Origin of the sequence: Streptomyces inusitatus (assembly GCF_014651115.1) — a bacterium.
GTDB classification, from domain to species: Bacteria; Actinomycetota; Actinomycetes; order Streptomycetales; family Streptomycetaceae; genus Streptomyces; species Streptomyces amakusaensis.
The window spans coordinates 20,614-47,256 of record NZ_BMWG01000007.1 but is presented as its reverse complement, the minus strand read 5'-3'; the positions used below and the strand labels follow the sequence as shown (position 1 = coordinate 47,256).

Genomic DNA, 26,643 nt, shown 5'->3' with positions numbered 1-26,643 from the left:
ACCATGACAGAGCGCCAGAAGGACCGGCCGTGGCTGATGCGGACCTATGCCGGCCACTCGACCGCCGACGCCTCCAACGAGCTGTACCGCCGCAATCTCGCCAAGGGGCAGACCGGGCTCTCGGTCGCCTTCGACCTGCCCACCCAGACGGGGTACGACCCCGATCACCTCCTCGCCCGGGGCGAGGTCGGCCGGGTCGGCGTCCCCGTCGCCCATCTCGGCGACATGCGGCGGCTCTTCCGGGACATCCCGCTGGAGCGGATGAACACCTCGATGACGATCAACGCCACCGCGATGTGGCTGCTGGCGCTCTACCAGGTCGTCGCCGAGGAGCAGGGCGCGGACCCCGCCGCGCTCCAGGGCACCACCCAGAACGACATCGTCAAGGAGTATCTGTCGCGCGGGACGCATGTCTTCCCGCCCGGCCCCTCCCTGCGGCTGACCACCGACATGATCGCCTACACGGTCGAGCGGATCCCCCGCTGGAACCCGATCAACATCTGTAGCTACCACCTCCAGGAGGCCGGGGCCACCCCGGTCCAGGAGATCTCGTACGCGATGTCCACCGCGATCGCCGTGCTCGACGCGGTGTTCGCCTCGGGCCAGGTGCCTCGGGAGCGCCGGGGCGAGGTGGTCGGCCGGATCTCGTTCTTCGTGAACGCCGGCGTCCGCTTCATCGAGGAGATGTGCAAGATGCGGGCGTTCTCCCGGATCTGGGACCGTGTCACCCGTGAGCGGTACGGGGTCGAGGACGCCCGGCAGCGCCGCTTCCGCTACGGCGTCCAGGTCAACTCCCTCGGGCTGACCGAGGCGCAGCCGGAGAACAACGTCCAGCGGATCGTGCTGGAGATGCTGGCGGTCACCCTCTCCAAGGACGCCCGGGCCCGCGCCGTGCAGCTGCCCGCCTGGAACGAGGCGCTGGGGCTGCCGCGCCCCTGGGACCAGCAGTGGTCGCTGCGGATCCAGCAGGTGCTGGCCCATGAGTCGGATCTGCTGGAGTACGAGGACATCTTCGCGGGCTCCCATGTCGTCGAGGCCAAGGTGGCCTCGCTGGTGACCGAGTGCCTCGCGGAGATCGAACGGATCGACGCGATGGGCGGGGCGATGGCGGCCGTCGAGTCCGGCTATCTCAAGTCGCGGCTGGTCTCCTCGCACGCCGAGCGGCGGGCCAGGATCGAGAGCGGCGAGGAGAAGATCGTCGGCGTCAATGTCTTCGAGGCGACCGAGCGGAGCCCGCTCACGGCGGACCTCGGCTCGGCGGTCATGACGGTCGACCCGGCGAACGAGGCCACGGTGGTGGCCGCGCTCCACGAGTGGCGGGAGCGGCGCGACGGACTCCGGGCGGCCGAGGCGCTCACCGCGCTGCGGAAGGCGGCCGAGGGCAGCGGGAATCTGATGGCCGCCACCGTGGAGTGCGCGCGGGCCGGGGTGACCACCGGGGAGTGGTCCTGGGCGCTGCGCGAGGTGTTCGGCGAGTTCCGGGCCCCCACCGGGGTCTCGGGCGCGCCGCTCACCGTCGCCGCCGAGCCCGGCACCCCGCTGGCCCGGGTCCGGTCGATGGCGGCCAGGACCGCCGCCGAGCTGGGCTGCGGGCGGCTGCGGCTGCTGGTGGGCAAGCCGGGGCTCGACGGGCACTCCAACGGCGCGGAGCAGATAGCGGTGCGCGCCAGGGACGCCGGTTTTGAAGTGGTCTACCAGGGCATCCGGCTCACCCCCGAGCAGATCGTGTCCGCCGCGCTCGCGGAGGACGTGCACTGTGTGGGGCTCTCGATCCTCTCCGGCTCGCACACCGCGCTGGTGCCCGAGGTGCTGGAGCGGCTGCGCGCGGCGGGCGCGAGCCACTCCGCGCCCGGCGGAGGCACAGGCGACGGCACCGGCACCGGCACCGGCACCGGCAGTACCAGCGACACCGGCGGTACCAGCGACACCGGGGACACCCCCATTCCGGTGATCGTCGGCGGGATCATCCCCCCGGCGGACGGGGCCGCGCTGCGGGCGGCCGGGGTGGCCGCCGTCTTCACCCCGAAGGACTTCGGCATCACGGAGATCATCGGCCGTATCGTCGACGAGATCCGGAAAGCCAACAACCTCGACCCTCTGGAGGTCTCCGTATGACCCGGCCCGTGAACCGTCCGCGCCCGCGCCGCTCCTGCCTGGCGGTCCCCGGCTCCAACCCCCGCTTCCTGGAGAAGGCCCAGGGGCTCGCCGCCGACCAGGTCTTCCTGGATCTGGAGGACGCCTGCGCCCCGCTCGCCAAGCCGGACGCCCGGCACACCGTCGTGAAGTTCCTCAACGAGGGCGACTGGACCGGCAAGACCCGGGTCGTCCGGGTGAACGACTGGACCACCGAGTGGACCTACCGCGATGTGGTGACCGTGGTGGAGGGGGCCGGCCAGAATCTGGACTGTGTGATGCTGCCGAAGGTCCAGGACGCCCAGCAGATCGTGGCGCTGGATCTGCTGCTGACCCAGATCGAGAAGGCGATGGGCTTCGAGGTGGGCCGCATCGGCATCGAGGCGCAGATCGAGAACGCGCGGGGGCTGGTGAACGTCGACGCCATCGCCGGGGCCTCCCCCCGGCTGGAGACGATCGTCTTCGGCCCCGCCGACTTCATGGCGTCCATCAATATGAAGTCGCTGGTGGTGGGCGAGCAGCCGCCCGGCTATCCGGCGGACGCCTACCACTACATCCTGATGCGGATTCTGATGGCCGCCCGGATGCACGACCTCCAGGCGATCGACGGCCCCTATCTCCAGATCAGGAATGTCGACGGCTTCCGGGAGGTCGCCGGGCGGGCGGCCGCGCTGGGCTACGACGGCAAGTGGGTGCTGCACCCGGGTCAGGTGGAGGCGGCCAATGAGGTGTTCTCGCCCTCGCAGGAGGACTTCGACCACGCCGAGCTGATTCTCGACGCGTACGACCACCACACCTCGGAGGCGGGCGGCCGGAAGGGCTCGGCGATGCTCGGCGACGAGATGATCGACGAGGCGAGCCGGAAGATGGCGCTGGTCGTCTCGGGCAAGGGCCGCGCGGCCGGGATGGTCCGCACCTCCTCCTTCACGGCCCCGGAGGTGTGAGCGCCATGCGGTTCGGCCGTACCTACGAGGAGTTCGCCGTCGGGGACGTCTACAAGCACTGGCCGGGGAAGACGGTCACCGAGTACGACGACCATCTCTTCTGTCTGCTGACGATGAACCACCATCCGCTCCATCTCGACGCCCACTACGCCGGGACCAGCACCGATTTCGGGCGGAACGTCGTGGTCGGAAACTATGTGTACTCGCTGCTGCTGGGGATGTCGGTGCCCGACGTCTCCGGGAAGGCGATCGCCAATCTGGAGGTCGAGTCGCTGCGGCACCTCGCGCCGACCTTCCACGGCGACACCGTCTACGGCGAGAGCACCGTACTGGACAAGACCCCCTCACGGTCCAGGTCCGACCGGGGGATCGTGACGGTCGAGACCCGGGGTCACAAGCAGGACGGGACGCTGGTCTGCGTCTTCCGGCGCAAGGTGATGGTGCCGACCGAGGCGTACATCGAGGAGCGCGGCGGGGAGCAGCCCGGCCGCCCGGAGCCGGGGACCCCCTCGGCCGGGGAAGCGAAGAGGGAGGGGTGACGGTGGCGCGACTCGCCCAGACCGAGGGGCTGACCGACGTCCAGCGGGAGATCCTGGCCACGGTCCGGGAATTCGTCGACAAGGAGATCATCCCGGTCGCGACCGAGCTGGAGCACCGGGACGAGTATCCGACCCGGATAGTGGAGGGGCTGAGGGAACTCGGCGTATTCGGGCTGATGATTCCGGAGGAGTACGGGGGGCTCGGCGAGTCGCTGCTGACCTACGCCCTGTGCGTCGAGGAGATCGCCCGGGGATGGATGTCGGTCTCGGGCATCGTCAACACCCATTTCATCGTCGCGTACATGATCAAGCAGCACGGCACCCCGGAGCAGCGGGAGACCTTTCTGCCGAGGATGGCGCTGGGCGAGGTGCGGGGCGCGTTCTCGATGTCGGAGCCGGGGCTCGGCTCGGACGTGTCCGCGATCACGTCCAGGGCGGTGCGCGACGGCGACGGCCATCTGCTGCACGGCCAGAAGATGTGGCTCACCAACGGCGGGACCTCGAATCTGGTGGCCGTTCTGGTGCGAAGTGACGAAGGACACCCCGAGGGAACGGCTCCCCACAAGTCGATGACGACCTTCCTGATCGAGAAGGAGCCGGGATTCGGCGAGGTCCGTCCGGGGCTGACCATCCCGGGGAAGATCGACAAGATGGGTTACAAGGGTGTCGACACCACCGAAATGATCATGGATGGGGTGCGCATTCCGGAGAATCGGGTGCTCGGCGGGGTCACCGGCCGAGGTTTTTACCAAATGATGGACGGCGTCGAGGTGGGCCGGGTCAATGTGGCCGCGCGTGGCTGCGGCGTCGCGCAGCGTGCTTTCGAGCTGGGGATCTCCTATGCCCAGCAGCGGCACACTTTCGGCCGCGCCATCGCCCACCACCAGGCCATTCAGTTCAAGCTGGCCGAAATGGCCACCAAGGTCGAGGCCGCCCATGCGATGATGGTGAAGGCTGCACGCAAAAAGGACTCCGGGGAACGAAACGACCTGGAGGCAGGGATGGCGAAGTACCTCGCCTCCGAGTACTGCAAGGAAGTCGTCGAGGACGCCTTCCGCATCCACGGCGGCTACGGCTTCTCCAAGGAGTACGAGATCGAGCGCCTCTACCGGGAGGCCCCGATGCTGTTGATCGGTGAAGGTACCGCCGAGATCCAGAAAATGATCATCGGCCGGCGTTTGCTGGAGGAGTACCGAATCGAGGGTTGATTGTCTTGTTTGGGGTGCTTTCTCCGCGAAGAAGATCACATCTCGTCATTCGCTTCCGGCCGCCGACTCGGTTCCTGGCTTTCCCAGTTGCGGCTCCCACCCGATAGCATCGACGGAAAGCCGCAGTACCCGTCAACCAGTGCGGCATCGTCCGCCACGAAGGTCATCCATGCCCCACAGCCAAACCTCTGCACCTCGCGGCCGTGTCCGCCTCGCGCGCGGAGCATCGCCGTGGCTCCTGCCGACCGTCGCCACCGCCGCCCTCAGCCTGGCCCGGGCGCGCAGCTCCCGGGCGGCCGCGGTCATCGCCGTGCCCACCACCGCGCTCGCGGCGGGCATGCTGTGGTTCTTCCGCGACCCCGAGCGCGAGATCACCCAGGGAAGGGTCATCTCGCCCGCCGACGGAGTGGTGCAGAGCATCATGCCGTGGAAGGACGGGCGCACCCGCGTCGCGATCTTCATGAGCCCGCTGAACGTCCATGTCAACCGCGCCCCGCTGGCGGGCACCGTGACATCGGTCGAGCACGTCCCCGGCGGCTTCGTGCCGGCGTTCAACAAGGAGAGCGAGAACAACGAGCGCGTTGTCTGGCACTTCGACACCGAGCTCGGTGACATCGAGATGGTGCAGATCGCGGGCGCCGTCGCCCGGCGCATCGTCCCGTACGTGCCCCAGGGCACGAAGGTCGAGCAGGGGGATCGGATCGGTCTGATCCGCTTCGGTTCGCGCGTCGACATCTATCTGCCGGAAGGTGTCGAGGTCGCGGTCGAGGTCGGTCAGACCACGACCGCGGGGGTGACTCGCATTGACCGTGATTGATCCTGAGACACAGGCGGGCTGGGTCGCCGAGGCCACCGCGGAGGCCGAGGAAGAAGCGGAGGAGATGCCTCTCTCTCTGCGGCTGTCGATAGCGGACACGCTCACCCTCGGCAACGCGACCTGCGGATTCATGGCGGTGTACTTCACCACCACCGGAATCCTCATTCCGCATCTGGAGGGCAGCCAGGAGTCCGGCATGGCGCGGCACAGCGCCGCGACCGCCGTCATCCTGATGCTGCTCGCGGCGATCTTCGACCTCTTCGACGGGCTGGTGGCGCGCAAGCTCCGCAGCTCGCCGATGGGCGCGGAGCTGGACAATCTCTCCGATCTGATCAGCTTCGGACTCGCGCCGGCGTACTTCGTGCTCGTGTACGGCATGGTCACGGCGGACGCGGTGGAACAGGTGTCGGCCCTGGCCGCCATCGTGGTGCTGCTGGCGGTGGTACTGCGGCTCGCGAGATTCTCCTGTGTGACGATGAAGGACGGCATGTTCCAGGGCATGCCGAGCCCCTTCGGAGCGCTCACGATCGTCTCGATCGTGCTGCTGGAGCTGCCCTTCGTACCGACCCTCCTGGCGATCATCGGCACGGCATGGCTGATGGTGAGCCGGGTCGAGTACCCGAAGCCGCGGGGCATCCTCGCGGTCGCGATGCTCGGCTGGATCGTCTCCGCGATGGGGCTGCTGGCGGCCTGGGCCTTCGACGCCCCCAACGGGCAGCTCCTGCTCCAGACCGGCTGTGCGCTCCAGGTGGTGCTGGGCGCGGTGATCCCGCTCTTCGCCACCGCACGCGCCGCCACCCCCTTCGTTGCCACCCCCGGTGGGGCGGGGGCGCCACAGTTCCCCTGGTTTCCCCCCCTTCGGGGGCCGGGCCGCATCTGGCGCCCGGGCCCTCGTCGTGTTCCCGGAGGAGGGGCGCTCCCTCCGGGGTACACCAGAGACATGGGTCTACATCACTCGGAGCTGACCGACCGGATCCTCGGCGGCTGGCAGGGCAGGGTCGCGGGCAATATGCTCGGCAAACCCGTGGAGCGCGGCGGGTACTGGACACGGGAGCGCATCGACCGCTATCTGCGCCGTACGGGAGCGCTCCCGCTCACCGACTATCTGCCCGCTCCCCCGCCCGACGCCCAGCCCGGCGAATTCGAGCTGCGCCCGGAGTGGCCCCAGTGCGTACGCGGCAGGATCAACGGCAGCTGCCGCGACGACGACGTCGACTACGCGATCCTGGGGCTGCATCTGCTGGAGGCCCACGGCTTCTCGTTCACCACCGAGCAGGTGGGCGAGATGTGGCTGCGGCGGCTGCCGTACCTCCAGACGTTCACCGCCGAGCGGGCGGCCTACCGCAATCTCGCGAACGGGCTGAAGCCGCCGCGCACCGCGACGTACGACAACCCCTACCAGGAGTGGATCGGCGCGCTGATCCGCGCCGATGTCTTCGGCTGGACCTCGCCCGGCGATCCGCACCGCGCCGCGCGGCTGGCCCGCCGGGACGCCGTCCTCTCCCACCAGGGCAGCGGCGTCCACGGCGCGATGTGGGCGGCCGCGCTGATCGCCGCCGCGTTCACCGCCGACGGCCCCCGGCAGGCGATCGACGCCGCCCTGGAACACATCCCCGCGGGCGGCCGGCTCGCCCGTACCGTCCGCCACACGACGGCGCTGCACGAGTCGGGGACGGACTGGTCGGGGACGCTGGACGAGCTGGAGTCCCGCACCGGCTCGCTCCACTGGATCCACACCGTGCCCAACGCCGCCGTGATCACCGCGGGGCTGCTCTACGGCGCGGGCGACTTCACCCGCACCATCGCCCTGACCGTCCGCGGCGGCCTGGACACCGACTCCAACGGCGCGACCGCCGGCTCGGTCGCCGGGGTGCTGTACGGCGCGCGCGCCATCCCCGCCGTCTGGACCGATCCGCTCCACGACCGGGTCCGCAGCGCGGTCTTCGGCTTCGACGGCGCGCGCATCAGCGAACTCGCCGCCCGCACGGTCCGCCTGGCCTCGATGTCCTCCTGATCCGAACGACAGGCCCTAGTCTGCCGGTGTGACCATGGACTACACGGCGTACATCGCCTCCCTGCCCAAGATCCTCGCGAGTGCCTCGACCGTCCTGCGGGACCGGGACGGCCGGATTCTGCTGGTCGAGCCGAACTACCGGGACGGATGGACGCTGCCCGGCGGGACCGTCGAGTCGGACGCCGGGGAGACGCCCCGGGAGGCGGCCCGGCGGGAGACGCTGGAGGAGATCGGGCTGGATGTGGAGCCGGGGGCGCTGCTGGCGGTGGACTGGACGCGCAGCGACCTCAGGCCGCCGATCACGCTCCATCTGTACGACGGCGGGGTGCTGAGCGACGAGCAGCTGGGGGCGATCCGGCTCCAGGAGGAGGAGCTGCTGTCCTGGCGGCTGGTCGCCCGTGACGAGCTGTACGAGCTGCTCCCGGGGCGCTTCGGCGACCGGCTCAACGCGGCGCTGGAGGCGCTGGCCGCCGGGGCGGGGCCGGTGGAGCTGGTGGACGGGCGGCCGGTGGGCTCGGGGGCGGCGAAGGCTCCGGGCCTCCGGGGCTGACGCCCCCGCGTGGTTCAGAAGAGGGCGGCCTCCGGTTCGGCGGAGGCGCCGGATTCGAAGGTGAGCAGGCGCTGCTTGCGGGTGAGGCCTCCCCCGTACCCGATGAGGCTTCCCGTGGAACCGATCACCCGGTGGCAGGGGACGATGATCGAGACGGGGTTCTTGCCGTTGGCCAGGCCCACCGCGCGGGAGGCGTTGGGGTTGCCGAGTTCCTCGGCCAGCTCTCCGTAGGTGCGGGTCTCCCCGTACGGGATGGCGAGGAGCCGCTCCCAGACGCCGCGCTGGAAGGGAGTGCCCGCCAGTGACATGGGGAGGTCGAACTCGGTCAGCTCGCGGGCGAAGTACGCGTCGAGCTGGCGGATCGTCTCGCCGAAGGGGGCGGTGTCCCGCTCGCCGAAGGTCTCCTCGTCCGGGCGGTGGCGCTGGTCGGTCATGTACAGCCCGCTGAGGACCCCGTCGGTGGCCACGAGGGTGAGCGGGCCGTAGGGGCTGTCGAGGACCGTGTGCTGCCTGATCATGGTTGTTTCCTCAGTCCGGGAGATGGTTGATCGGGTGGGTGTCGGTGGCCCAGAGGTACTGGACCGCGTAGGCCCGCCAGGGCCGCCAGGCCGCCGCGTGCGCGGTGAGGGCGGCCGGGGTGGGCGGCAGTCCGAGGCCGGCCGCCGCGCGGCGGATGCCGAGGTCGGTGGGGAGGAAGGCGTCGGGGTCGCCGAGGGCGCGCATCGCGATCACCTCGACGGTCCAGGGTCCGAAGCCGGGCAGCGCGGCGAGCCGGGCGCGGGACTCCTCCCAGTCGCTGTCGGTGCCGAGCTTCAGCGCGCCGTCGGCGAGCGCCGTCACCAGGGTGGTGAGGGTGGTGCGCCGGGTGCGGGGCAGGGCGAGGGAGTCGGGGTCCAGCCCGGCGAGCGCCTCGGCCGAGGGGAAGAGATGGGTGAGACCGCCCTCGGGGTCCTCGACCGGTTCGCCGTGGGCCCGGACCAGCCGGGCCGCGTGGGTGCGGGCGGCGGCGGTGGAGACCTGCTGGCCGAGCACCGCGCGTACGGCGAACTCGGCCGCGTCCACGGTGCGCGGCACTCTGCGGCCGGGCGCGGCGTCCACCAGCGGGCGCAGGAGCGGGTCGCCGCGGAGCCGGTCGTCGATGGCGACGGGGTCGGCGTCCAGGTCGAGGAGGCGGCGGCACCGGCTGATCGCGATGGTGAGATCGCGCGGGTCGGTGAGGGCGAGCCGGCAGGCGATGTGCCCGGTGGCCGGGGCGAGGGAGACGACGCCGTGTCCGTACGGCAGCCGCAGGGTGCGCCGGTAGGAGCCGTCGCGCCACTCCTCGACGCCGGGGACTCCGGTGGCGGCGAGATGGCCGAAGAGATTGCTCGGGTTGAGCGGCTCGCGGTACGGGAGTCTCAGCGCGATCACCCCCGGGGTCGGCGAGGGCCGGACGCCGCCGCGCGCGGCGCGGGCGCGCAGCTCCACCGGGGAGAGCGCGAAGACCTCGCGGACGGTGTCGTTGAAGGTGCGCACGGAGGAGAAACCGGCGGCGAAGGCGATCTCCGCCATGGGGAGGGCGGTGGTCTCGATGAGCAGCCGCGCGGTCTGCGCGCGCTGGGCGCGGGCCAGGGCGAGCGGGCCCGCGCCCAGTTCGGCGCGGAGCTGGCGCTCGATCTGCCGGGTGGAGTAGCCGAGGCGGGCGGCGAGTCCCGGCACGCCCTCGCGGTCCACGACTCCGTCGCCGATCAGCCGCATGGCGCGGGCCACGGCGTCCGCCCGGGCGTTCCACTCGGGCGATCCGGGGCTGGTGTCGGGGCGGCAGCGCTTGCAGGCCCGGAAGCCGGCCTGCTGGCAGGCGGCGGCGCTCGGGTAGAAGGTCATGTTCTGGGGTTTGGGGGGAACGACCGGGCAGCTGGGGCGGCAGTAGATGCCCGTGGTCAGTACGGCGGTGAAGAACCAGCCGTCGAATCGGGCGTCCTTGGACTGGACGGCGCGTACACAGCGCTCGGTGTCGGCGTGCATAGGTCAAGCATCGGGCATCGCATCGGGTGATGCTGGCGAGAAAACGACATCAGCCTTTCGCCGCCGGGGCTGCTCGGGGCCGCTCGCGCGGACCGGCCGAAGGAGTGGGGAAGGGGCCGTCGATCGCTCTGAGCTGCTGGAACGACGGGTGGCGGGCGGCGGCTGAAGTTCATCGGCGAGGCTGTCGGCGGTCCGGGCCCCCGGGGCGGCGGATACGGCCGGGTCGCCCTTTCCGTGTGCGGCGGGGCGGCGCGCGGGAGCGGCCCCCGGCGGGAATCGGGCGGTCGGGGGCGGAGGTGGGAGCGGCTCGGGTGGGGCTGGTGCTGCGCCCGGGGCGGTCGGTCGGGTGGGGATGCTGACCGGTTCTCTCCTATGGCGAAGACATGGAGAACGTGAAGAATCCACCAGCGGTGAAGCACATTCTGTGTTCACGCGAGTGAGGAGACCCCCTTGCGCAGGATCACATCAGGTTTCGCTGTCGTCGCCGCCGTCGCGGCGGCCCTGGCGACGGCCGTGTCCCCCGTGTCCGCCGCCGCCCCGCCCGCCCCGGCCGCCGCGTCCGCGATGACATGGACCCTGCTCGGGGACGGACCGAGCGGCACGGTCCGGGTCGGCGGCGGCCCCCTGAGCAACCCGTACACGGGGGACACCGCCACCACCGCCTCGCTCCCGCTGCTGTGTCTGAGAATCGACGGCAGCCCGGTCCCCGCGGGCATCACCCCCGACTTCTACGCGGGCTGGGCGCGCGGCACGGTCGCCGCGACCAGCCCCATTCGCGGGACGCGGCTGACCAGCCGGGCCATCGCGGACCAGGTGTGCGCGAACAGCCTGGGCGCGGGCTGGCGGATGGCCGAGTTCCACGACGGCCGGTACGGGCCCAATCTGGCGTACTCGGGCGGCTGGAGCTACTACGCCCACGGTGATGTTCCGCTGGGCACCCGCTTCTGGACGGCGATCAACGACCAGCCGTCGAACCCCTGGAGCTGAGCGGATCCCGCTTCGGGCCCGACGGCGGCCGTCTCACGATCGCCGCCGTCGGGCCGGGGCCGACGACCTCGACGGCCCCGGCGACCTCGACGGCCTCGGCGGTCTCGGTGTCGGCCGCGGCGTTGGCGTCGGCCCGGAAGGCGGTGGGGCTGACGCCCCTGGTGCGTTTGAACGCGGCGCTGAAGCCAAAGGCGTCCGCGTAGCCGACCCGGCGGGCGACGGAGGCGACCGTCGCCCGCGACTCGGCCAGCAGATCGGCGGCGAGCGCCATCCGCCACCCCGTCAGATAGCTCATCGGCGACTCCCCCACCGCCTCGGGGAAACGCTTGGCCAGCGTGGTGCGCGAGACCCCGGCCTCGGCCGCGAGGGCGGCCAGGGTCCAGGCCTGGCCGGGCCGCTCGTGCATCGCCCGCAGCGCGGGGCCCACCACCGGGTCGCCCAGCGCGCGGTACCAGGCCGGCGGGTCCGCGTCCGGCCGGTCGAACCACTGCCGCAGGGTGCAGACCAGCAGCCAGTCGAGCAGCCGGTCCAGCACCACCTGGTGCGCGGGACCGGTGACAGCCACCGCGGCCTCCAGATGGTCACGGGTCACGGTCCAGTCGTACTCCTCGCGCAGCAGCAGAAAGCCCGGCAGCATCCGCAGCAGCCGGCCCGGCACCGCCGAGCGCACCCGGTAGACCCCGGCCAGCAGCGCGGTGTCCTCGGCGGACCCCGCGGCGGCGGAGGCGGCGAACGGCTCCGGGCCGTGGAGCACCGCCACATCGCCCGGCCGCAGCGTCCGCCGTTCCCGTCCCTGCCGGACGGTCACCTCCCCGCGCAGCGGCACACAGAGCGTCAGCGACGCTCCCCCGCCCAGCCGGAGAGTCTTCGGCGGGGTGAGCACGGAGCGGTCGAACAGCGCGCCGTCCGCCCGCACACCCCGTAACAGGTCGTCCAAGGGATCCATCCGCCCACCGTACGCACACACATGGGGCGCGGACCGTCGGCCATGGTCAGGGGCGGTCGCCGACGGCAGGCTGACCGTATGACCGATCATGTGACAAAGGAAATCCTGGTGCTCGGGGCGACCGGCAAGACCGGACGCCGGCTGGTGCCGCTGCTGCGAGCCGCCGGGCACCGGGTGCGTGCCGCCTCCCGCTCCGGCGAAGTGACGTTCGACTGGGACCGCCCGGACACCTGGGCCCCCGCGCTGGACGGCGCGAACACCGTCCAACTGGTGGCCCCGGAGGACCCGGAGCCCGTCGGCGCCCTGGTGCGTCAGGCCGTCGCCGGCGGGGTGACGCGCTTCGTGGTGCTGTCCGGCCGGGGCATCGAGCACTCCGGCGACTCCAGCGACTTCGGCGCGGGGATGGCCGAGGCGGAGCGGGCGGTGCGCGAGTCGGGGGTGGAGTGGACGGTGATCCGCCCCAACAACTTCAACCAGAACTTCGACGAGGACCTGTGGGGGCCGCCCGTGCGGTCCGGCCGGCTGGCGCTGCCCGCCGGGTCGGTGCCCGAGCCGTTCGTGGATGTCTCGGACGTCGCCGAGGTCTCGGCCGTACTCCTCACGGCGACCGGCGACGAGCACCACGGCCGGATCTACGAACTGTCGGGACCGCGCGCCCTCACCTTCGGCGAGGCGGTCGAGACCATGGCGCGGGCCGCCGGGCGGCCCGTCGTCTTCGAGGAGCTGACCCCGGACGCGTACGTCGCCGAACTGCGGGCCGCCGGTGTGCCGGAGTCCTTCGTGACCGCGCTGGACTCGATGTTCACCCTGTTCCGGGCGGGGCACACCTCCGCGCCCGCGGACGGCGTGCCGAAGCTGCTCGGCAGGCCGGCCCGGTCCTTCGAGGAGTACGCGGCCGGGGCGGCGGCGGCCGGGGCCTGGTCCTGACACTCCCCGGACCTCCGCTCGCGCGGCCCCCGCGCGCTCATCGCGCGTCGGCCGCGCGCAGCGCCCGCCAGACCGCCTTGGCCGCGTTGTGCCCGGACATGCCGTGCACTCCGGGGCCGGGCCAGGAGGCCGCCGAGCAGAGGAAGACGGAGGGGTGCCGGGTGCGGTGGGGGAAGAGCGAGACGGTGGGGCGGAGCAGCAGTTGCAGTCCGCTGGCGGCCCCGCAGGCGATGTCTCCGCCGACGTAGTTGGCGTTGCGCGCCTCCAGCTCCGGGGGGCCCGCGGTGGCCCGGGCGAGGACCCGGTCCCGGAAGCCGGGGGCGAAGCGCTCGATCTGCCGCTCGATCGCGTCGGTGAGATCGCCGTCCCATCCGTTGGGCACATGGCCGTACGCCCAGAAGACATGCTTGCCCTCGGGGGCCCGGGAGGGGTCGACCAGACTGGGCTGGGCGGTGATCAGGAACGGGGTGGCGGGGGCCGATCCCCCGGTCGCCGCGCCGAGGGCGGTGGCGATCTCCCGGCTGGAGGGGCCGATCTGGACGGTGCCCGCCCGGCGGGGCTCCTCGGCCGTCCAGGGGACCGGCCCGTCCAGCGCGTAGTCGATTTTGAACGCGGCGGCGCCGTAGCGGTAGTTCTCGTAGCTCCGGCCCAGACCGGCGATCCGGGCGAGCGCGGTGGGCGAGGTGTCGAAGAGATAGGCGCGCGCCGGGGGCAGATCGTCCAGCCGCTTGACCTCGAAACCGGTGTGGACCGTGCCGCCGAGGTCGGCCAGATGGCGGGCGAGGGCGTCCGCGATGGACTGGGAGCCGCCGCGCGGCAGCGGCCAGCCCTTCTCGTGCGCGGCGAGCGCGAAGAGCAGTCCGACGCCGCTGGTCGCGATGCCGGTGAGCGGGGCGATCACATGGGCCACGAGCCCCGCCATCATGGCGCGGGCCCGGTCGTCCCGGAAGCGGCGCATCAGCCAGCTGTACGGGGGGAGTCCGGCGGCGGCGAACCGGGCCAGCCCCACCGGGTCCCGGGGCAGCGCGGTCAGCGGCAGCGACATGAAGTCGCGGACCAGTACGTCCCATGTGCCGAGATAGGGGGAGAGCAGCCGTCGGTAGGCGCCCGCGTCGCGCGGCCCGAGGGAGGCGGCGGTCTCGGCGACCGAGCGGGAGAGGACGGCGGCCGTGCCGTCGTCGAAGGGGTGCGCCATCGGCAGCTCGGGGTGCAGCCACTCAAGCCCGTACCGGTCGAGCGGCATCCCGGCGAAGGCCGGGGAGCCGATGCCGAGCGGATGCACGGCGGAGCACGGGTCGTGGCGGAAGCCGGGGAGGGTCAGCTCCTCGGTGCGCGCACCGCCCCCGACCGTCTCCTTGGCCTCGAAGACCTCGACGGTACGGCCTCTGCGCGCCAGTTCGACCGCGGCCGTCAGTCCGTTGGGACCCGCCCCCACGACGACGGCGTCGAGCATCGCCCTCACTCCAACGACTCCTTCGGTAGGCCGGTGGCCCGGAGGACCCAGGATATTCCGGCGCGGGGGCGGCACGTCGGCGGGTGCGCCCCGACGCGGGGCGCGGGAGGAGCACTCCGGCCGCTCACGGGGTGCCGGGGGGCGGGCGAGGGGCGCACTGAAATACGCCGCGCGCCACCCCCGTACCCCTGCGCGGGGGCGGCGCGGTCAGCCGGAGGAGGCGGAGGCGAGCAGCGCGCGGATCCGCTCGGCCGTCTCGGGTGTGCGGGCGGCGGTGAACGGCATGGCGTTGTCCCCGGCTATGCGGAACTCCTCGCCGGAGAGCGTCAGATGCGCGCCCCCCGCCTCGGTCACCAGCAGCAGTCCGGCCGCGTGGTCCCAGGCGTTCTCCCAGGAGAAGGCGATTGCCTCCTGATCGCCCCGGGCCACCCCGAGGTATTCGAGACCGGCCGAACCGCAGGGGCGCGCCCGCACCCCCGGTGTGTCGAGGACGAGCAGGGCGCGCTTCTGGTCCTCGGTGGTGTAGTCGGGGTGGGACATCGCCACTCTCAGATCCGCGCCGGGCTCGGGCGGGCCCGGGAGCAGCCGCTCGCCGTTGAGCCAGGCGCCCCGGCCCTTGACGGCCGTGGCCATCCAGTCGAGCACCGGCGCGTAGGTCCAGGACGCCAGCACCTCGCCGCGGACCGCGAGGGCCACCAGGGTGCAGAAACCGGCCTCGCCGCGGACGAACTGCCGGGTCCCGTCGACCGGGTCGACGATCCACACGGGCGCGTCCCCGCCGAGCGCGCCGTAGACCGACGGATCGGCGTGGACCGCCTCCTCGCCGACCACGACCGAGCCGGGCAGCAGGGCGGTCAGGGAGGCGGTGAGGTGTTCCTCGGCGAGACGGTCGGCCGTGGTCACCAAATCGTGCGGGCCGCTCTTCTGCACGATCTCGTGCGCGGCGAGCTGCCGGTGCCGCGGCATGATCTCGGCGGCGGCCGCCTTCCGGATCGCCTCTTCGACGGCGGACAGGTCACCGGCCAGATAGTCATCGATCATATGACCAGCTAAGCACGGCCCTGTGACATCGCGGTGTCGGGTCGGGGCCCGCCGCAGGAACACTCCGGGGCCCGGTCGCGTTGGAGTCGGCAGGAACGACTTCAAGAACGGCTTGAGGCCGTTGAGCGCCCACGGCCGCGGAGGAACCATGCACGGCGAGTACAAAGTCCCCGGCGGCAAGCTGGTGGTCGTCGACCTGGAGGTCGACGACGGCCTCCTGAAGAACGTCCGGGTGGCCGGAGACTTCTTCCTGGAGCCCGACGACGCCATCCTGCTGATCGACGCGGCGCTGGAGGGCGCGCCCGCCGACACCGGCACCGAGGGCCTGACCTCGCGCATCGTCGCCGCGCTGCCCGAGTCGGCGGTCCTCTTCGGTTTCACCGCCGAGAGCGTGGCCGTCGCGGTGCGCCGCGCGCTCGCGCAGGCCACCGACTGGCGCGACTACGACTGGCAGCTCATCCATGACGCTCCCCAGTCCCCCGCCCTGCACATGGCGCTCGACGAGGTCATCACCGGCGAGGTGGCGGCCGGCCGGCGGCCCCCGACGCTCCGGGTCTGGCAGTGGGACTCGCCGGCCGTCATCATCGGCAGCTTCCAGTCGCTCCGCAATGAGGTCGACCCCGAGGGCGCGGCCCGCCACGGGGCCACGGTGGTCCGCCGGATCTCCGGCGGCGGCGCGATGTTCGCGGAGCCGCGGAGCACCATCACGTACTCCCTCGCCGTCCCCGAGTCCCTCGTCTCGGGTCTCTCCTTCGCGGACTCGTACGCGTATCTCGACGACTGGGTCCTCGGCGCGCTCGGCGACATGGGCATCAAGGCCTGGTACCAGCCGCTCAACGACATCGCCACCGATATGGGCAAGGTCGCCGGAGCCGCCCAGAAGCGCGTGGTAGGCCCGGACGGCGGCCCCGGCGCGGTGCTGCACCATGTGACCATGGCGTACGACATCGACGCCGACAAGATGCTCGACATCCTGCGCATCGGCCGGGAGAAGCTCTCCGACAAGGGCACCAAGAGCGCCAAGAAGCGCGTCGATCCGCTGCGCCGGCAGACCGGGCTGCCCCGTGAGGCCGTCATCGAGCGCATGATCGAATCCTTCCGGGGGCGTTACGGCCTCACGGACGGCGAGGTCACCGACGAGGAGATGGCGCGCGCCCGGGATCTGGTCAGGACCAAGTTCCAGAACGACGAGTGGACCGCGCGCGTGCCCTGACCCCCCCCCCCCCGGTGAGGGGCTCGGCCGCGCGGTCAAGGGGATGGTCCCGAAGCCGCGGGCATCGGGACCATCCCCTTTTCGGCATCGGCGGAAGCAGAAGGTTTACCACCCATTACTCGCCGGTTGACTTTTGATTGACGGAACAGGGAGACAGCTCTGTACAGTCCCCCTCGGTAAATGCCTGCACGGGCCCAGTCGGATTTACCGCCGCACCGTTCCGGTCAAGCGAATACCGAAAAGGCGAGGAAAGCGCATGTCAGAGAAGAGCCCCTCTCCGCGCCCAACGGCACTGCCGTCCCTCACCGGTATGAGATTCATCGCCGCACTGCTGGTCTTCCTCGCCCACATGTCTTTGGCCCGGATGTTCACCGATCAGCAGCTGAACAAGGAAATCGATAAATACTTCGGCATGCTGGCCAGCATCGGAGTCTCGTTCTTCTTCATCCTCAGCGGCTTCGTGCTCACCTGGTCGGCGCGCGCCGACGACCGGCCGCTGCTGTTCTGGCGCCGCCGGCTGGCGAAGATCTACCCGACCCACTTCGTCACCTGGATCGGCGGGCTGCTGCTGATCCTGTTGACCGGCCGGGCGGTGTCCATGACCGAGTTCGCCCCCGGCCTGTTCCTCGTCCATGCCTGGGTGCCGAAGTACGAGGTCCTCTACGGAATGAACGGGGTGGCGTGGTCCCTCTCCGTGGAATTAATATTCTATCTGCTTTTCCCGGCCCTGCTTCTGCTCGTGAACAAGATCCGCCCGGGCAGCCTATGGAAATGGGCCGGCATCATGATGCTGTGCGTGCTCGCCGTCCCGATACTGGCGGAAACACTGCTGCCCAATGAACCCGCAGCCGGCGCAAAATTCGGATGGTTGCAGTTCTGGGCCGTCTACTTCCTGCCGGCCAGCCGGCTCTTCGAATTCGTCATCGGAATTCTCCTGGCCCGTATCGTGATGACCGGCCGGTGGATTCCGATCAGCCGCACCATGGCGATGCTTTCGGTGGTGCCCGGCTATCTTCTGACGGTCTGGCTGCCGGGCTCGTACGGACTGGTGGCTCCCGCGGTCATTCCGCTCGCCCTCGTGGTGGCCAGCGGAGCCCATGCCGACGCGGCCGGTCGGCCCTCCTTGCTGAGCGGCAGAAAGGCGGTACGCCTCGGGGAGCTGTCCTTCGCCTTCTACATGGTGCATCTGGCCGTGGCGTACCACGGGCCGGTGGCCCTCGGGACCGGGCGGCAGTGGGGGGTGTTCGAGGCGATCGTGCGCACGGGCGGCTGGTTCGCGCTCACCCTCCTGATCAGCTGGGTGCTCTACCACGCCGTGGAAATGCCCGTCATGCGCCGCTGGAGCCGTCCGAAGGCGCCCCCGAGCGCTCCCCTGAGCCCTGCGGACGGGGCGAGCTCCAACCGTTGAACCGGCGCTTTCGCACCGCCCGCCGCCGGACCCGTCCGTCCGGCGGCCCGGTGTCAGCCGCCGTGCGCCGGTGTCAGCCGCCGACCGCCGGAATGATCCGTTCCCCGTAGGCGTCGATGACGGTCTCCCTGGCGTCGTGCATGGCGTAGACGGCGAACTGGTCGACACCGAGGGCGCGCAGGGCGCGGAGTTTCTCGATGTGGGCCTCGGCCGGGCCCAGCAGACAGAAGCGGTCGACGATCTCGTCCGGCACGAAGTCCGCCGAGGGGTTCCCGGCGCGGCCGTGGTGGCTGTAGTCGTATCCGTGCCGGGACTTGATGTACGAGGTGAGCGCCTCGGGCACCAGCGCGGAGTGCTCTCCGTAGCGGGCGACCAGGTCGGCGACATGGTTGCCGACCATGCCGCCGAACCAGCGGCACTGGTCCCGGGCGTGGGCGAGATCGTCCCCGACATAGGCGGGCGCGGCGACGCAGACGGTGACGGCGGCGGGGTCGCGGCCCGCGTCGGACGCGGCCGTGCGCACGGCGGTGATCATCGACTCGGCGAGAAAGGGGTCGGCGAGCTGGAGGATGAATCCGTCGGCCCGCTGCCCGGCGAGGGCCAGCGCCCGGGGCCCGTACGCGGCCATCCACACCGGCAGCCTGCCGTCCCGCACCCAGGGCAGCCGCAGCGGGCGGCCGTTCACCGCCGTCTCGCGGCCCTCGGCGAGATCGCGGATGACGCCGATCGCCTCGCCGAGCGTGGCGAGGGTGTTGGGCGGGCGTCCCACGACGCGCATCGCCGAGTCGCCGCGCCCGATGCCGCAGACCGTGCGATTCCCGTACATCTCATTGAGGGTGGCGAAGGTGGAGGCGGTGACCTCCCAGGTCCTGGTGGACGGGTTGGTGACCATGGGGCCGACGATCAGGCTCTCGGTGTGCTCCAGGATCCGGCTGTGCACGACGAAGGGCTCCTGCCAGAGCACCGCCGAGTCGAAGGTCCAGCCGTAGCGGAAGCCCTGGTTCTCCGCGCGCCGCATCAGCTCGACGACGGTGGAGGACGGCGGGTCCGTCTGGAGAACGAGTCCGAAGTCCATGGCCGGCCTTTCGTTCGGGTGCCGACGGATGCCGCGCGGGGCGCACTGCCCCCGTGCGGCCTCCTCGAAAAGATCCTTCCACATCGGGCCGTGCCGGGCCCGGTACGACGACGCCACGGGCGCGCGTCGCGGAGGGACAATCCTGGTCCGCCTCCCGCGCTTTGGGAAGAGGGTCTCCCGCCCCGCGCCGACGGCGCCCGGGGGCAGCTCAGGGAGCCGCTCGCGTTGCGGGCGGCGCGACGGGGGCGACAATGGGGTTCCGCGCGATGTTCCCCCGGGCGGACGGTTTCGCGGGCCCGGCCGCGCGGGCCGAACCGCGGCCCGCGGGGCGCTCCTGTGCTGAGGCCCTCTCCTCTGGAGGTCCCGATGAGCTTCTTCCTTCCCGGTCATGAGGCGGTTCTGCTGGGGTGCCGGGGACTGGCGCTGTCTCATCCGGGCATCGGGGTCTGTCCGGACCCGCTGTATCTGCTGGCGACCCGTCCCTCCCCGGGGCGGAGGGTGGCGCTGGTGGCCGGGGGCGGCGCGGGGCACGAGCCGCTCGACGCGGGGCTGCTGGGGCGCGGGGGGCTGGACGCCGTGGTGCCGGGCCCGGTGTTCACCTCTCCGACCGGCGCCCAGGTGGAGGCGGGGGCCCGGGCCGCCGCCGCGCTCGGCGCGCGGGACGGTGTGCTGCTGATCGTGAAGAACTACACCGGGGACCGGATCAACTTCGCCCTGGCGGCGGAGCGGGTCCGGGCCGCCGGGATCGAGGTGGCCGAGGTGGTGGTGGACGACGATCTCGCCACCGCGGGCACGGCTGCGGGGCGGCGCGGGACGGCGGGTGTCCTGGTCGTGGAGAAGATGCTGGGGGCGATGGCCGACCGGGGCGCCGGCCTCGCGGCCCTGGCCGAGCTGGGTTCGCGCGTGGCTGCCGCCACCCGGAGCCTCGCGGTCTGCGCCCGCGCCCACACCTCCCCCTCGCTCGGTCTGCCCGCGTTCCCCCTGCCGCCGGGAGCGCTGGACTACGGCGTCGGGATCCACGGCGAGCGCGCGGCCCGTACGGTCGCCGCCTCCGGGCCCGTCGAGCACACCGTCGGCCGCATGCTCGACGAGCTGCTGGCCGCCCTCCCCGACGGCCTCCCCACCACTCTCCCCACCGGCCTCCCCGACGGTCCCTCCCGGCCCCGGGCCGACGACGGGGTGATCGCGGTGATCTCGGGGCTGGGAGGGACCGGGGAGCTGGAACTGAGAGCGATCAGCGCGCTGGTCCACCGGGAGCTGACCGCGCGCGGGACACCGGTGCGCTCCCTGGCCGCGGGGGTCTACGCCACCGCTCTGGACATGGCGGGGTTCAGCATCACGCTCACCCGTACGGCCCCCGGCTGGCTGGAGCTGTGGACATCGCCGACGGACACGCCCCTGCGCCTCCCCGGACCGGCCGGCGGCGGTACGGCGCTCACTCCCCCGCGGCTGTCGGACGGCGTCCCCCGCCGCGCTTCCCTCAGGAACGCGCCCCGGGCCGAGGGCGCGTTCCTGAGGGAACTGCACCGGCTGGTCCTGGCGGCGCACGCGGATCTCACCGCGCTCGACCAGGCGGCCGGGGACGGGGATTTCGGCGACAACTTCCGCGGCGGGGTCGCCGAGGCGGCGCGGCATGCCCGCGAGAGCGGCCTCGCGGGCACGGCCGCCCTCGCCGACACCTTCCGTGACCGGGTCGGGGGCTCCAGCGGCCCGCTGTTCGGCCTGCTGTTCACCGCGATGGCGCCGGTGGCCGACCGCGTCCCGGCCGATGTCCGCCGGCTCGCCGCCGCCCTTCAGCAGGCGCTCACCCGTATCAGCGCCGTCGGCGGCGCCGTGCCGGGTGACCGCACCCTGCTCGACGCCCTCGCCCCCGCGGCCCGGTCCCTCACGGCCGCGCCGCCGGAGGACCGTCACCGTGCGGTGACCGCCGCCGCGCGGGCCGCCATCGACGGGGCGCTCGCCACCGCCGCGCTCCCGGCCCGCCTCGGCAGGGCCAGTTACACGGGCGCCCACGGCACCGGCCGGCCCGATCCCGGCGCGGTCGCGGTCGCCCTCGTCCTCATCGCACTGGCACGCGTCCACGAACCGGGCCCGGCCGCCCGGCTGCCCGACCCCGCCCGGATCACCCACGCCGGGGTGCTCGGCTGAACCCGCGTACCCCCGCCCCCGGGGACGGCGTGTCGCACCGCGGTCCGGGGACGGGCGTACGGAGGTGTGCTCAGCCTCCGGGCGGGTGGTCCTGATCGCCCCAGCGCGCGATCCAGGCGGCCAGCTCCTCGTCCTCCAGGGACTCGACCCAGGCGTCGGCGAGGGCGGTGCTCTCGGCGGAGGGGTCCGCGCCGACGCCGATGACGGGCATCCCGGCGTCCACGGCGGAGCGGATCCCGCACAGCGAGTCCTCGACGGCCAGGCACCGGGCGGGATCCACCCCCAGCAGGTCCGCCGCGTGGGCGTACACATCGGGGTGGGGTTTGGGCCTCATCCGGCCGACCGGTACCACGACCTCGCGGAAGTGGCCGAGGAGCCCCGCCGACCCCAGGCACGCCTCCACCACGTCACCGGGGCAGTTGCTGGCCACCGCGAGCGGGAGTCTCCCGGCCGCGGCCTCCACCACGGTGGACGCTCCGGGGCAGACGACCGGATCCCCGGAGGCCAGCGTCCGGAACGCGTCCAGGAGCTGATCCGTCATCCGTCCGGCCAGTTCCTTCCGTCCGGCCACCTTCGCCATGAGGTCCCCGCACTCGGTGTAGTGGACTCCCTTCGACAGTTCCCAGAACTCCCCGTCCGGGACTGCCCCGTATTCACCGAGTACCTGTCTGCGGGCATCCACCCAGTGCCTCTCGCTGTCCATCAGGGTCCCGTCACAGTCGAACACGACCGCCCTGGGGGACCAATCTCTTCCTCTGGATTCCAGCACTTCCATCTCCTTTCACGGATCCGCGCAGCACGACAATCCGCACACAGGGCGGCACAGGGGCCCCCGGCTGCGGATGGTCTCCCGTCAGGAGAATTCTTGTCGCTGCCACGTCAAATCTTCCAGGGCACGATATTCACGGAGAGGGCGGAAGAAAAGAGGTGGACCATAAGTAAAATGAGAATAAAATAAAAGAATCCATTTTGCGGAATTTATTTACATCGCGAAAATGGATTCGAAAAGAAAGGATATGCGGCCGGCCCGGGCGGCCCACGGGCCCGATTTAGCAGAAGTGTGCCATGGCGAGGCGTCCATCCGTCGAATGTTCCCCACCCCGTCGCGATCCCATTCCCGGTTTTCCGTGAAAGAAATGAGCCCGCCCGCGGTGGCGGGTCCCGGTCCGGCGCGGCACCATCGGGAGAGACGGCCTCGGACGGACCGGGCCGAAGGAGGGCCGATGGCGCCGAAGGCCGACCCCGGGGTCGTGCGCGAGCTGGTGAACCGCTACGACACGCTGAGAAGCCACGGCGTGCGCCACACGAGTTCCTCGATCCACCCCCGGATGGAGGGCATCGTCTACACCCTCTGCGTACTGACCGGGACCCACGAGGAGTCGAAGGCCCTGGCCGCCGCGCGCGGCCTGCTCGCACGCTCCGACCCGGCCCGACCGCCCGGGTGAGGCCGCCGGGGATCTCAGCTCGCGTACTGGCAGAGTCCGCGCGGCAGATAGCCGCCGTGGCCCGGGTGTCCCACGTACTCCCGGTCCCGGATCACCGGGACGCCGCGCGAGAGCACCGTATCCACCCGCCCGGTCACCCGCCTGCCCTCGTAGGCGGAGTAGTCGACATTCATATGATGCGTACCGGCGGACATGATCTGCTCCGCGTGGGGGTCGTAGACGACGATGTCGGCGTCGGACCCCGGGGCGATCGTCCCCTTCTGCGGGTACAGGCCGAACATCCGGGCCGGTGACGCGCAGGCGATCTCGATCCAGCGGCGGCGGCCGATGTGCCCGTCCACCACGGCCTGGTGGAGCAGATCCATACGGTTCTCCACCCCCGGCATGCCGTTCGGGATCCGGGAGAAGTCGCCGAGACCCATCTCCTTCTGGCCCGTGAAGCAGAAGGGGCAGTGGTCCGTGGAGACCACCTGGAGGTCGTCCGTCCTCAGCCCTCGCCACAAGGCCGCCTGGTGCTCCTTCGGGCGCACCGGAGTGCTGCACACATACTTGGCGCCCTCGAAGCCGGGTTCCGCCAGATTCTCGGTCGACAGAAACAGATACTGCGGACAGGTCTCGCCGAAAACGGGGAGACCCTCGTCCCGGGCCCGCGTCAATTCGGCGAGGGCTTCCCGCGCCGACACATGCACCACATAGAGAGGGGCGCCCGCGACCCGGCTCAAGGTGATGACCCGATGCGTCGCCTCCGCCTCCAGGAGCGCCCTGCGGACTTCCCCGTGGTAGCGGGGATCCGTCTCACCTCGGGCCAGCGCCTGCTCCACCAGCACATCGATGGCGAGGCCGTTCTCCGCGTGCGTCATCACCAGACCGCCGTTCGATCCGGCGCGCTGCATGGCCCGGAGGATCTGGCCGTCGTCGGAGAGGAATACCCCCGGATACGCGGTGAAGAGCTTGAAAGAGCTGACTCCGCCCGAGACCAGTCGGTCCATTTCCCTGAGCGAGGACGCGTTCACATCGGACATGATCATGTGGAACGCGTAGTCGACCGAGCACTTCCCGTCCGCCTTCCCGTGCCACGCTTCGAGCCCTTCGCCGAGAGTGCCCCCCTTGGGCTGAATGGCGAAATCGATGATGGTCGTGGTGCCGCCCCAGGCCGCCGCCCTGGTCCCGGTCTCGAAGGTGTCGGAGGAGAAGGTGCCGCCGAAGGGCATCTCCATATGGGTGTGGGCGTCGACCCCGCCGGGGATCACATACTTCCGCGAGGCGTCGATGACATGTTCGGCGGTCCAGGCGTTCGCGACCTCCGAGCCGTGTGCGGCGAGCGCGGCGACCCTGCCGTTCTCGATCAGCACATCGGCGTGGATCTCGTCCGTCGCCGTGATCACCAGACCACCGCGGACCAGGGTGCGGATGCTGCTCATGGGCGGTGCGCTCCCTCGGGTACGGGGGTACGGAGGTACAGGGGTACGGAGGCGGGTACGGGTACGGGTACGGGATTGTCTGAGTGCGGCTCAGGCCCGGCGCAGCGCCCCGGCCAGGATCTCGGCGCCCTCCTCGGCCTCGGCGACGGTGAGGCTGAGCGGGGGCGCGATGCGCAGGACGCTGGTGTCGTGGCCGCCGCCCTTGCCGATGAGGAGGCCGCCCTCGCGGGCGGCTTCCAGGACGGCCGCCGCGGCCTCGGGGTGGGCCTCGTCGGTGCCGGGGCGGACCAGCTCGACGCCGATCATCAGTCCTCGGCCGCGGACCTCCCGTACGGCGGGCACGGTCGCGGCGATCGCCCTCAGCCGCTCGATGAGCAGTCCGCCGACCCGGCGGGCATTGCCCTGGAGGTCGTTCTCCAGCAGATGGGAGAGGTTGGCGAGGCCGGCGGCCATGGTGATGGGCGAGCCGCCGAAGGTGGAGATGGAGTTGGCGTCGAGGCCGTTCATGATCTCGGCGCGGGCGACCACACCGCCGACGGACATGCCGTTGCCGATGCCTTTGGCGAAGGTGAGGATGTCCGGCGGGCCGTTTCCGGCATGGGCCTGCCAGCCCCAGAAGTGGTCGCCGGTGCGCCCCCAGCCGGTCTGCACCTCGTCGGAGATCCACAGGACGCCGTGCCGGTCCAGGACTTCGCGGAAGGCGGCGTAGAGGCCGTCGGGCGGTGAGGTGAACCCGCCCACGCCCTGGACCGGTTCGGCGATCAGGGCCGCGACCTCGCGGGTGTGGCCGAGGAGATCCTCCAGGTCGGCGACGCACGCCGCGATGAATTCGGCGTCGGAGAGCCCGGCGAAGGGACCCCGGGTGCGGACGCCGCCGTGCACATACAGCGTCTGGAGCGGGGAGAGGCCGGTGGGCGACCAGGCGCGGTTGCCGGTGATGCCGACGGCGGAGAAGGAACGGCCGTGGTAGCTGTTGCGCATCGCCAGCACCTGGGGGGAGCGGCGGTGGGCGGTGGCGAGGAGGAGGGCGGTGTCATTGGCCTCGGTGCCGGAGGCAGTGAAGAAGACCCGGGCGTCGGGGATGCCGGAGAGGGCGGCGATCCGTTCGGCGAGTTCCACCATCGGGCGGTTGAGGTAGAGCGTGGAGGAGTGCAGGATCCGGCCCGCCTGCTCGGTGACCGCCCTGGTGACCTCGGGGAGGGCGTGGGCGGTCATGGTGGTGAGGATCCCGCCGAAGAAGTCGAGGTAGCGGTTGCCGTCCGCGTCCCACACCCGGCGGCCCTCGCCGTGGGTGATCTCGATGGGGCTGCGGTAGTAGAGCGCCACCCAGTCGGGGATGACGGCCCGGTGCCGCTCGAAGAGGCTCATGGCCGCACCAGCCCCTGATAGGCGTCGGGCCGTCGGTCCCGGTAGAACGCCCACTGCTGCCGCACGGTGTCGATGAGGCCGAAGTCCAGATCGCGTACGAGCAGCTCCTCGTCCTTGTCGCTCGCGACGTCGCCGACGAACCGGCCCCGGGGGTCGACGAAGTAGCTGGTGCCGTAGAAGTCGTTGTCGCCGTACTCCTCCCGGCCGACGCGGTTGATGGCGGCGACGAAGTACTCGTTGGCGACGGCGGCGGCCGGCTGTTCGAGCTGCCAGAGATGGGCGGAGAGGCCGCGTGAGGTGGCGGACGGGTTGTAGACCAGCTGGGCGCCCTCCAGACCCAGCTGACGCCAGCCCTCCGGGAAGTGGCGGTCGTAGCAGATGTAGACGCCGACCTTGCCGGCGGCGGTGTCGAAGACGGGCCAGCCGGCGTTTCCCGGCCTGAAGTAGAACTTCTCCCAGAAGCCCTTGACCTGGGGAATGTGGTGCTTGCGGTACTTGCCGAGATACGAGCCGTCGGCGTCGATCACGGCGGCGGTGTTGTAGTAGTGGCCCGGGGCCTCGATCTCGAAGACCGGGACCACGACCACCATCCCCGTCTCCCTGGCGAGTTCACTCATCCGGCGGACGGTGGGGCCGTCCGGGACGGCCTCGGCCCAGCGGTAGTGCTCGGGGTCCTGGACCTGGCAGAAGTAGGGCGCGTTGAAGACCTCCTGGAATCCGATGATCCCGGCGCCCCGGCGGGCGGCCTCACGAGCGTGTGCCTCATGCTTGGCGATCATGGATTCGGTGTCGCCGGTCCAGGTCGCCTGGACGAGGGCGGCGCGTACGACTTGGGCCATGAGCTGCTCCTTCGGCCGGGCGTCAGCGAGCCTCTACGCGGGTGGACGCGGTGCGTAGAGGGAGAACGTAAGCCCCGTCACACACAGGGGCAAGGCCATCGCCGTGAACCGGCGCGGTCGATCTCGATTCACCCGGCCGGCGGGCACGGTGCGGTGCCGTGCG

23 protein-coding genes and 1 pseudogene are annotated in these 26,643 nt (G+C 71.4%); 14 read left to right on the top strand and 10 right to left on the bottom strand.

Annotation, left to right across the window (positions count from 1 at the left end; all coding sequences use genetic code 11):
* Nucleotides 1-3: 3 nt before the first annotated feature.
* The 8 genes and pseudogenes from IE247_RS14120 (at nt 4) to IE247_RS14085 (ending at nt 8,205) form a co-directional block, all read left to right on the top strand.
* Nucleotides 4-2,115, top strand: coding sequence for an ethylmalonyl-CoA mutase (locus IE247_RS14120; protein ID WP_190123430.1), 2,112 nt, complete (start codon nt 4-6; stop codon nt 2,113-2,115).
* Entirely contained in the window at nt 2,112-3,077 is a 966-nt protein-coding gene (locus tag IE247_RS14115) for an HpcH/HpaI aldolase/citrate lyase family protein (protein ID WP_190123429.1), read from the top strand. The genes IE247_RS14120 and IE247_RS14115 overlap by 4 nt, the downstream gene beginning before the upstream one ends.
* 5 nt (nt 3,078-3,082) lie before the next feature.
* Nucleotides 3,083-3,616, top strand: coding sequence for a MaoC family dehydratase (locus tag IE247_RS14110; protein ID WP_190123596.1), 534 nt, complete (start codon nt 3,083-3,085; stop codon nt 3,614-3,616).
* Nucleotides 3,617-3,618: 2 nt separating this feature from the next.
* Nucleotides 3,619-4,824 carry an acyl-CoA dehydrogenase family protein gene (locus IE247_RS14105; RefSeq protein WP_190123595.1) on the top strand — a complete coding sequence of 402 codons (1,206 nt, stop codon included), beginning with the start codon at nt 3,619-3,621 and terminating at the stop codon, nt 4,822-4,824.
* A 169-nt stretch (nt 4,825-4,993) separates the two neighbouring features.
* Complete coding sequence (locus tag IE247_RS14100) at nt 4,994-5,641, top strand: phosphatidylserine decarboxylase (RefSeq protein ID WP_190123428.1); 648 nt, start codon at nt 4,994-4,996, stop codon at nt 5,639-5,641.
* Nucleotides 5,634-6,485: pseudogene (pssA, locus tag IE247_RS14095) on the top strand (CDP-diacylglycerol--serine O-phosphatidyltransferase); the annotation flags it as partial. The gene IE247_RS14100 and the pseudogene pssA, both read left to right, overlap by 8 nt.
* Before the next feature lie 96 nt (nt 6,486-6,581).
* Entirely contained in the window at nt 6,582-7,655 is a 1,074-nt protein-coding gene (locus IE247_RS14090; RefSeq protein ID WP_190123594.1) for an ADP-ribosylglycohydrolase family protein, read from the top strand.
* Nucleotides 7,656-7,689: 34 nt separating this feature from the next.
* Nucleotides 7,690-8,205 (top strand): NUDIX domain-containing protein, encoded by a 516-nt coding sequence (locus tag IE247_RS14085; RefSeq protein WP_190123593.1) that lies wholly within the window; start codon nt 7,690-7,692, stop codon nt 8,203-8,205.
* A 14-nt stretch (nt 8,206-8,219) separates the two neighbouring features.
* Here IE247_RS14085 and IE247_RS14080 read toward each other — a convergent pair whose 3' ends face one another.
* Together IE247_RS14080 and IE247_RS14075 are read right to left on the bottom strand one after the other, a co-directional pair.
* On the bottom strand, nt 8,220-8,723 hold the full coding sequence (locus tag IE247_RS14080; protein WP_190123427.1) for a methylated-DNA--[protein]-cysteine S-methyltransferase: 504 nt from the start codon (nt 8,721-8,723) through the stop codon (nt 8,220-8,222).
* 10 nt (nt 8,724-8,733) lie between these two features.
* Nucleotides 8,734-10,209, bottom strand: a complete 1,476-nt coding sequence (locus tag IE247_RS14075; protein ID WP_190123426.1) for an AlkA N-terminal domain-containing protein — start codon at nt 10,207-10,209, stop codon at nt 8,734-8,736.
* Between the two features lie 450 nt (nt 10,210-10,659).
* Here IE247_RS14075 and IE247_RS14070 point away from each other — a divergent pair, with 450 nt between their 5' ends.
* The gene (locus tag IE247_RS14070) at nt 10,660-11,196 is read left to right on the top strand and encodes a flagellar hook-length control protein (RefSeq protein WP_190123425.1); all 537 of its coding nucleotides are present in this window, start codon (nt 10,660-10,662) and stop codon (nt 11,194-11,196) included.
* Here the strand turns inward: IE247_RS14070 and IE247_RS14065 are convergent.
* Nucleotides 11,165-12,142, bottom strand: a complete 978-nt coding sequence (locus IE247_RS14065; protein WP_190123424.1) for an AraC family transcriptional regulator — start codon at nt 12,140-12,142, stop codon at nt 11,165-11,167. The genes IE247_RS14070 and IE247_RS14065 overlap by 32 nt on opposite strands.
* 78 nt (nt 12,143-12,220) lie before the next feature.
* Here IE247_RS14065 and IE247_RS14060 point away from each other — a divergent pair, with 78 nt between their 5' ends.
* Nucleotides 12,221-13,069: an NmrA family NAD(P)-binding protein gene (locus IE247_RS14060; RefSeq protein ID WP_190123423.1), complete on the top strand. Its 849-nt coding sequence runs from the start codon at nt 12,221-12,223 to the stop codon at nt 13,067-13,069.
* Nucleotides 13,070-13,106: 37 nt separating this feature from the next.
* On the opposite strand, the gene IE247_RS14055 is transcribed toward IE247_RS14060, so the two are convergent.
* Entirely contained in the window at nt 13,107-14,522 is a 1,416-nt protein-coding gene (locus IE247_RS14055) for a phytoene desaturase family protein (protein ID WP_373305562.1), read from the bottom strand.
* Nucleotides 14,523-14,729: 207 nt separating this feature from the next.
* The gene (locus IE247_RS14050) at nt 14,730-15,563 is read right to left on the bottom strand and encodes an inositol monophosphatase family protein (protein ID WP_190123421.1); all 834 of its coding nucleotides are present in this window, start codon (nt 15,561-15,563) and stop codon (nt 14,730-14,732) included.
* 148 nt (nt 15,564-15,711) lie between these two features.
* On the opposite strand from IE247_RS14050, the gene lplAB reads away from it, so the two are divergent.
* Complete coding sequence (gene lplAB / locus IE247_RS14045) at nt 15,712-16,776, top strand: lipoate-protein ligase LplAB (RefSeq protein WP_190123420.1); 1,065 nt, start codon at nt 15,712-15,714, stop codon at nt 16,774-16,776.
* A gap of 256 nt (nt 16,777-17,032) precedes the next feature.
* The gene (locus IE247_RS14040) at nt 17,033-18,184 is read left to right on the top strand and encodes an acyltransferase family protein (protein WP_190123419.1); all 1,152 of its coding nucleotides are present in this window, start codon (nt 17,033-17,035) and stop codon (nt 18,182-18,184) included.
* A gap of 73 nt (nt 18,185-18,257) precedes the next feature.
* Here IE247_RS14040 and IE247_RS14035 read toward each other — a convergent pair whose 3' ends face one another.
* Entirely contained in the window at nt 18,258-19,259 is a 1,002-nt protein-coding gene (locus tag IE247_RS14035) for a TIGR03842 family LLM class F420-dependent oxidoreductase (protein WP_190123418.1), read from the bottom strand.
* Between the two features lie 366 nt (nt 19,260-19,625).
* Here IE247_RS14035 and IE247_RS14030 point away from each other — a divergent pair, with 366 nt between their 5' ends.
* Nucleotides 19,626-21,407, top strand: coding sequence for a dihydroxyacetone kinase subunit DhaK (locus IE247_RS14030; protein WP_190123417.1), 1,782 nt, complete (start codon nt 19,626-19,628; stop codon nt 21,405-21,407).
* A gap of 70 nt (nt 21,408-21,477) precedes the next feature.
* On the opposite strand, the gene IE247_RS14025 is transcribed toward IE247_RS14030, so the two are convergent.
* Nucleotides 21,478-22,110, bottom strand: coding sequence for an HAD family hydrolase (locus IE247_RS14025; RefSeq protein WP_229869108.1), 633 nt, complete (start codon nt 22,108-22,110; stop codon nt 21,478-21,480).
* Between the two features lie 520 nt (nt 22,111-22,630).
* Between IE247_RS14025 and IE247_RS14020 the strand changes: the two genes are divergently transcribed.
* On the top strand, nt 22,631-22,852 hold the full coding sequence (locus tag IE247_RS14020; RefSeq protein WP_190123415.1) for a DUF5133 domain-containing protein: 222 nt from the start codon (nt 22,631-22,633) through the stop codon (nt 22,850-22,852).
* 14 nt (nt 22,853-22,866) lie between these two features.
* Here IE247_RS14020 and hydA read toward each other — a convergent pair whose 3' ends face one another.
* The 3 genes from hydA to IE247_RS14005 all read right to left on the bottom strand — a co-directional run bounded on the left by hydA (nt 22,867) and on the right by IE247_RS14005 (nt 26,480).
* Nucleotides 22,867-24,273 (bottom strand): dihydropyrimidinase, encoded by a 1,407-nt coding sequence (gene hydA / locus IE247_RS14015; protein WP_190123414.1) that lies wholly within the window; start codon nt 24,271-24,273, stop codon nt 22,867-22,869.
* A gap of 90 nt (nt 24,274-24,363) precedes the next feature.
* On the bottom strand, nt 24,364-25,641 hold the full coding sequence (locus IE247_RS14010; protein ID WP_190123413.1) for an aspartate aminotransferase family protein: 1,278 nt from the start codon (nt 25,639-25,641) through the stop codon (nt 24,364-24,366).
* Nucleotides 25,638-26,480, bottom strand: coding sequence for a nitrilase-related carbon-nitrogen hydrolase (locus tag IE247_RS14005; RefSeq protein ID WP_190123412.1), 843 nt, complete (start codon nt 26,478-26,480; stop codon nt 25,638-25,640). Before IE247_RS14005 ends, IE247_RS14010 begins: the two co-directional genes overlap by 4 nt.
* Nucleotides 26,481-26,643: the final 163 nt, after the last annotated feature.

Excerpts from the sequence above, each read along its gene's own strand:
- IE247_RS14120 (WP_190123430.1), top strand. The coding sequence starts at position 4 with ATGACAGAGCGCCAGAAGGACCGGCCGTGGCTGATGCGGACCTATGCC.
- IE247_RS14115 (WP_190123429.1), top strand. The coding sequence starts at position 2,112 with ATGACCCGGCCCGTGAACCGTCCGCGCCCGCGCCGCTCCTGCCTGGCG.
- IE247_RS14110 (WP_190123596.1), top strand. The coding sequence starts at position 3,083 with ATGCGGTTCGGCCGTACCTACGAGGAGTTCGCCGTCGGGGACGTCTAC.
- IE247_RS14100 (WP_190123428.1), top strand. The coding sequence starts at position 4,994 with ATGCCCCACAGCCAAACCTCTGCACCTCGCGGCCGTGTCCGCCTCGCG.
- IE247_RS14090 (WP_190123594.1), top strand. The coding sequence starts at position 6,582 with ATGGGTCTACATCACTCGGAGCTGACCGACCGGATCCTCGGCGGCTGG.
- IE247_RS14085 (WP_190123593.1), top strand. The coding sequence starts at position 7,690 with ATGGACTACACGGCGTACATCGCCTCCCTGCCCAAGATCCTCGCGAGT.
- IE247_RS14080 (WP_190123427.1), bottom strand. The coding sequence starts at position 8,723 with ATGATCAGGCAGCACACGGTCCTCGACAGCCCCTACGGCCCGCTCACC.
- IE247_RS14075 (WP_190123426.1), bottom strand. The coding sequence starts at position 10,209 with ATGCACGCCGACACCGAGCGCTGTGTACGCGCCGTCCAGTCCAAGGAC.
- IE247_RS14065 (WP_190123424.1), bottom strand. The coding sequence starts at position 12,142 with ATGGATCCCTTGGACGACCTGTTACGGGGTGTGCGGGCGGACGGCGCG.
- IE247_RS14060 (WP_190123423.1), top strand. The coding sequence starts at position 12,221 with ATGACCGATCATGTGACAAAGGAAATCCTGGTGCTCGGGGCGACCGGC.
- IE247_RS14055 (WP_373305562.1), bottom strand. The coding sequence starts at position 14,522 with ATGCTCGACGCCGTCGTCGTGGGGGCGGGTCCCAACGGACTGACGGCC.
- IE247_RS14050 (WP_190123421.1), bottom strand. The coding sequence starts at position 15,563 with ATGATCGATGACTATCTGGCCGGTGACCTGTCCGCCGTCGAAGAGGCG.
- lplAB (WP_190123420.1), top strand. The coding sequence starts at position 15,712 with ATGCACGGCGAGTACAAAGTCCCCGGCGGCAAGCTGGTGGTCGTCGAC.
- IE247_RS14040 (WP_190123419.1), top strand. The coding sequence starts at position 17,033 with ATGTCAGAGAAGAGCCCCTCTCCGCGCCCAACGGCACTGCCGTCCCTC.
- IE247_RS14035 (WP_190123418.1), bottom strand. The coding sequence starts at position 19,259 with ATGGACTTCGGACTCGTTCTCCAGACGGACCCGCCGTCCTCCACCGTC.
- IE247_RS14030 (WP_190123417.1), top strand. The coding sequence starts at position 19,626 with ATGAGCTTCTTCCTTCCCGGTCATGAGGCGGTTCTGCTGGGGTGCCGG.
- IE247_RS14025 (WP_229869108.1), bottom strand. The coding sequence starts at position 22,110 with ATGGACAGCGAGAGGCACTGGGTGGATGCCCGCAGACAGGTACTCGGT.
- IE247_RS14020 (WP_190123415.1), top strand. The coding sequence starts at position 22,631 with ATGGCGCCGAAGGCCGACCCCGGGGTCGTGCGCGAGCTGGTGAACCGC.
- hydA (WP_190123414.1), bottom strand. The coding sequence starts at position 24,273 with ATGAGCAGCATCCGCACCCTGGTCCGCGGTGGTCTGGTGATCACGGCG.
- IE247_RS14010 (WP_190123413.1), bottom strand. The coding sequence starts at position 25,641 with ATGAGCCTCTTCGAGCGGCACCGGGCCGTCATCCCCGACTGGGTGGCG.
- IE247_RS14005 (WP_190123412.1), bottom strand. The coding sequence starts at position 26,480 with ATGGCCCAAGTCGTACGCGCCGCCCTCGTCCAGGCGACCTGGACCGGC.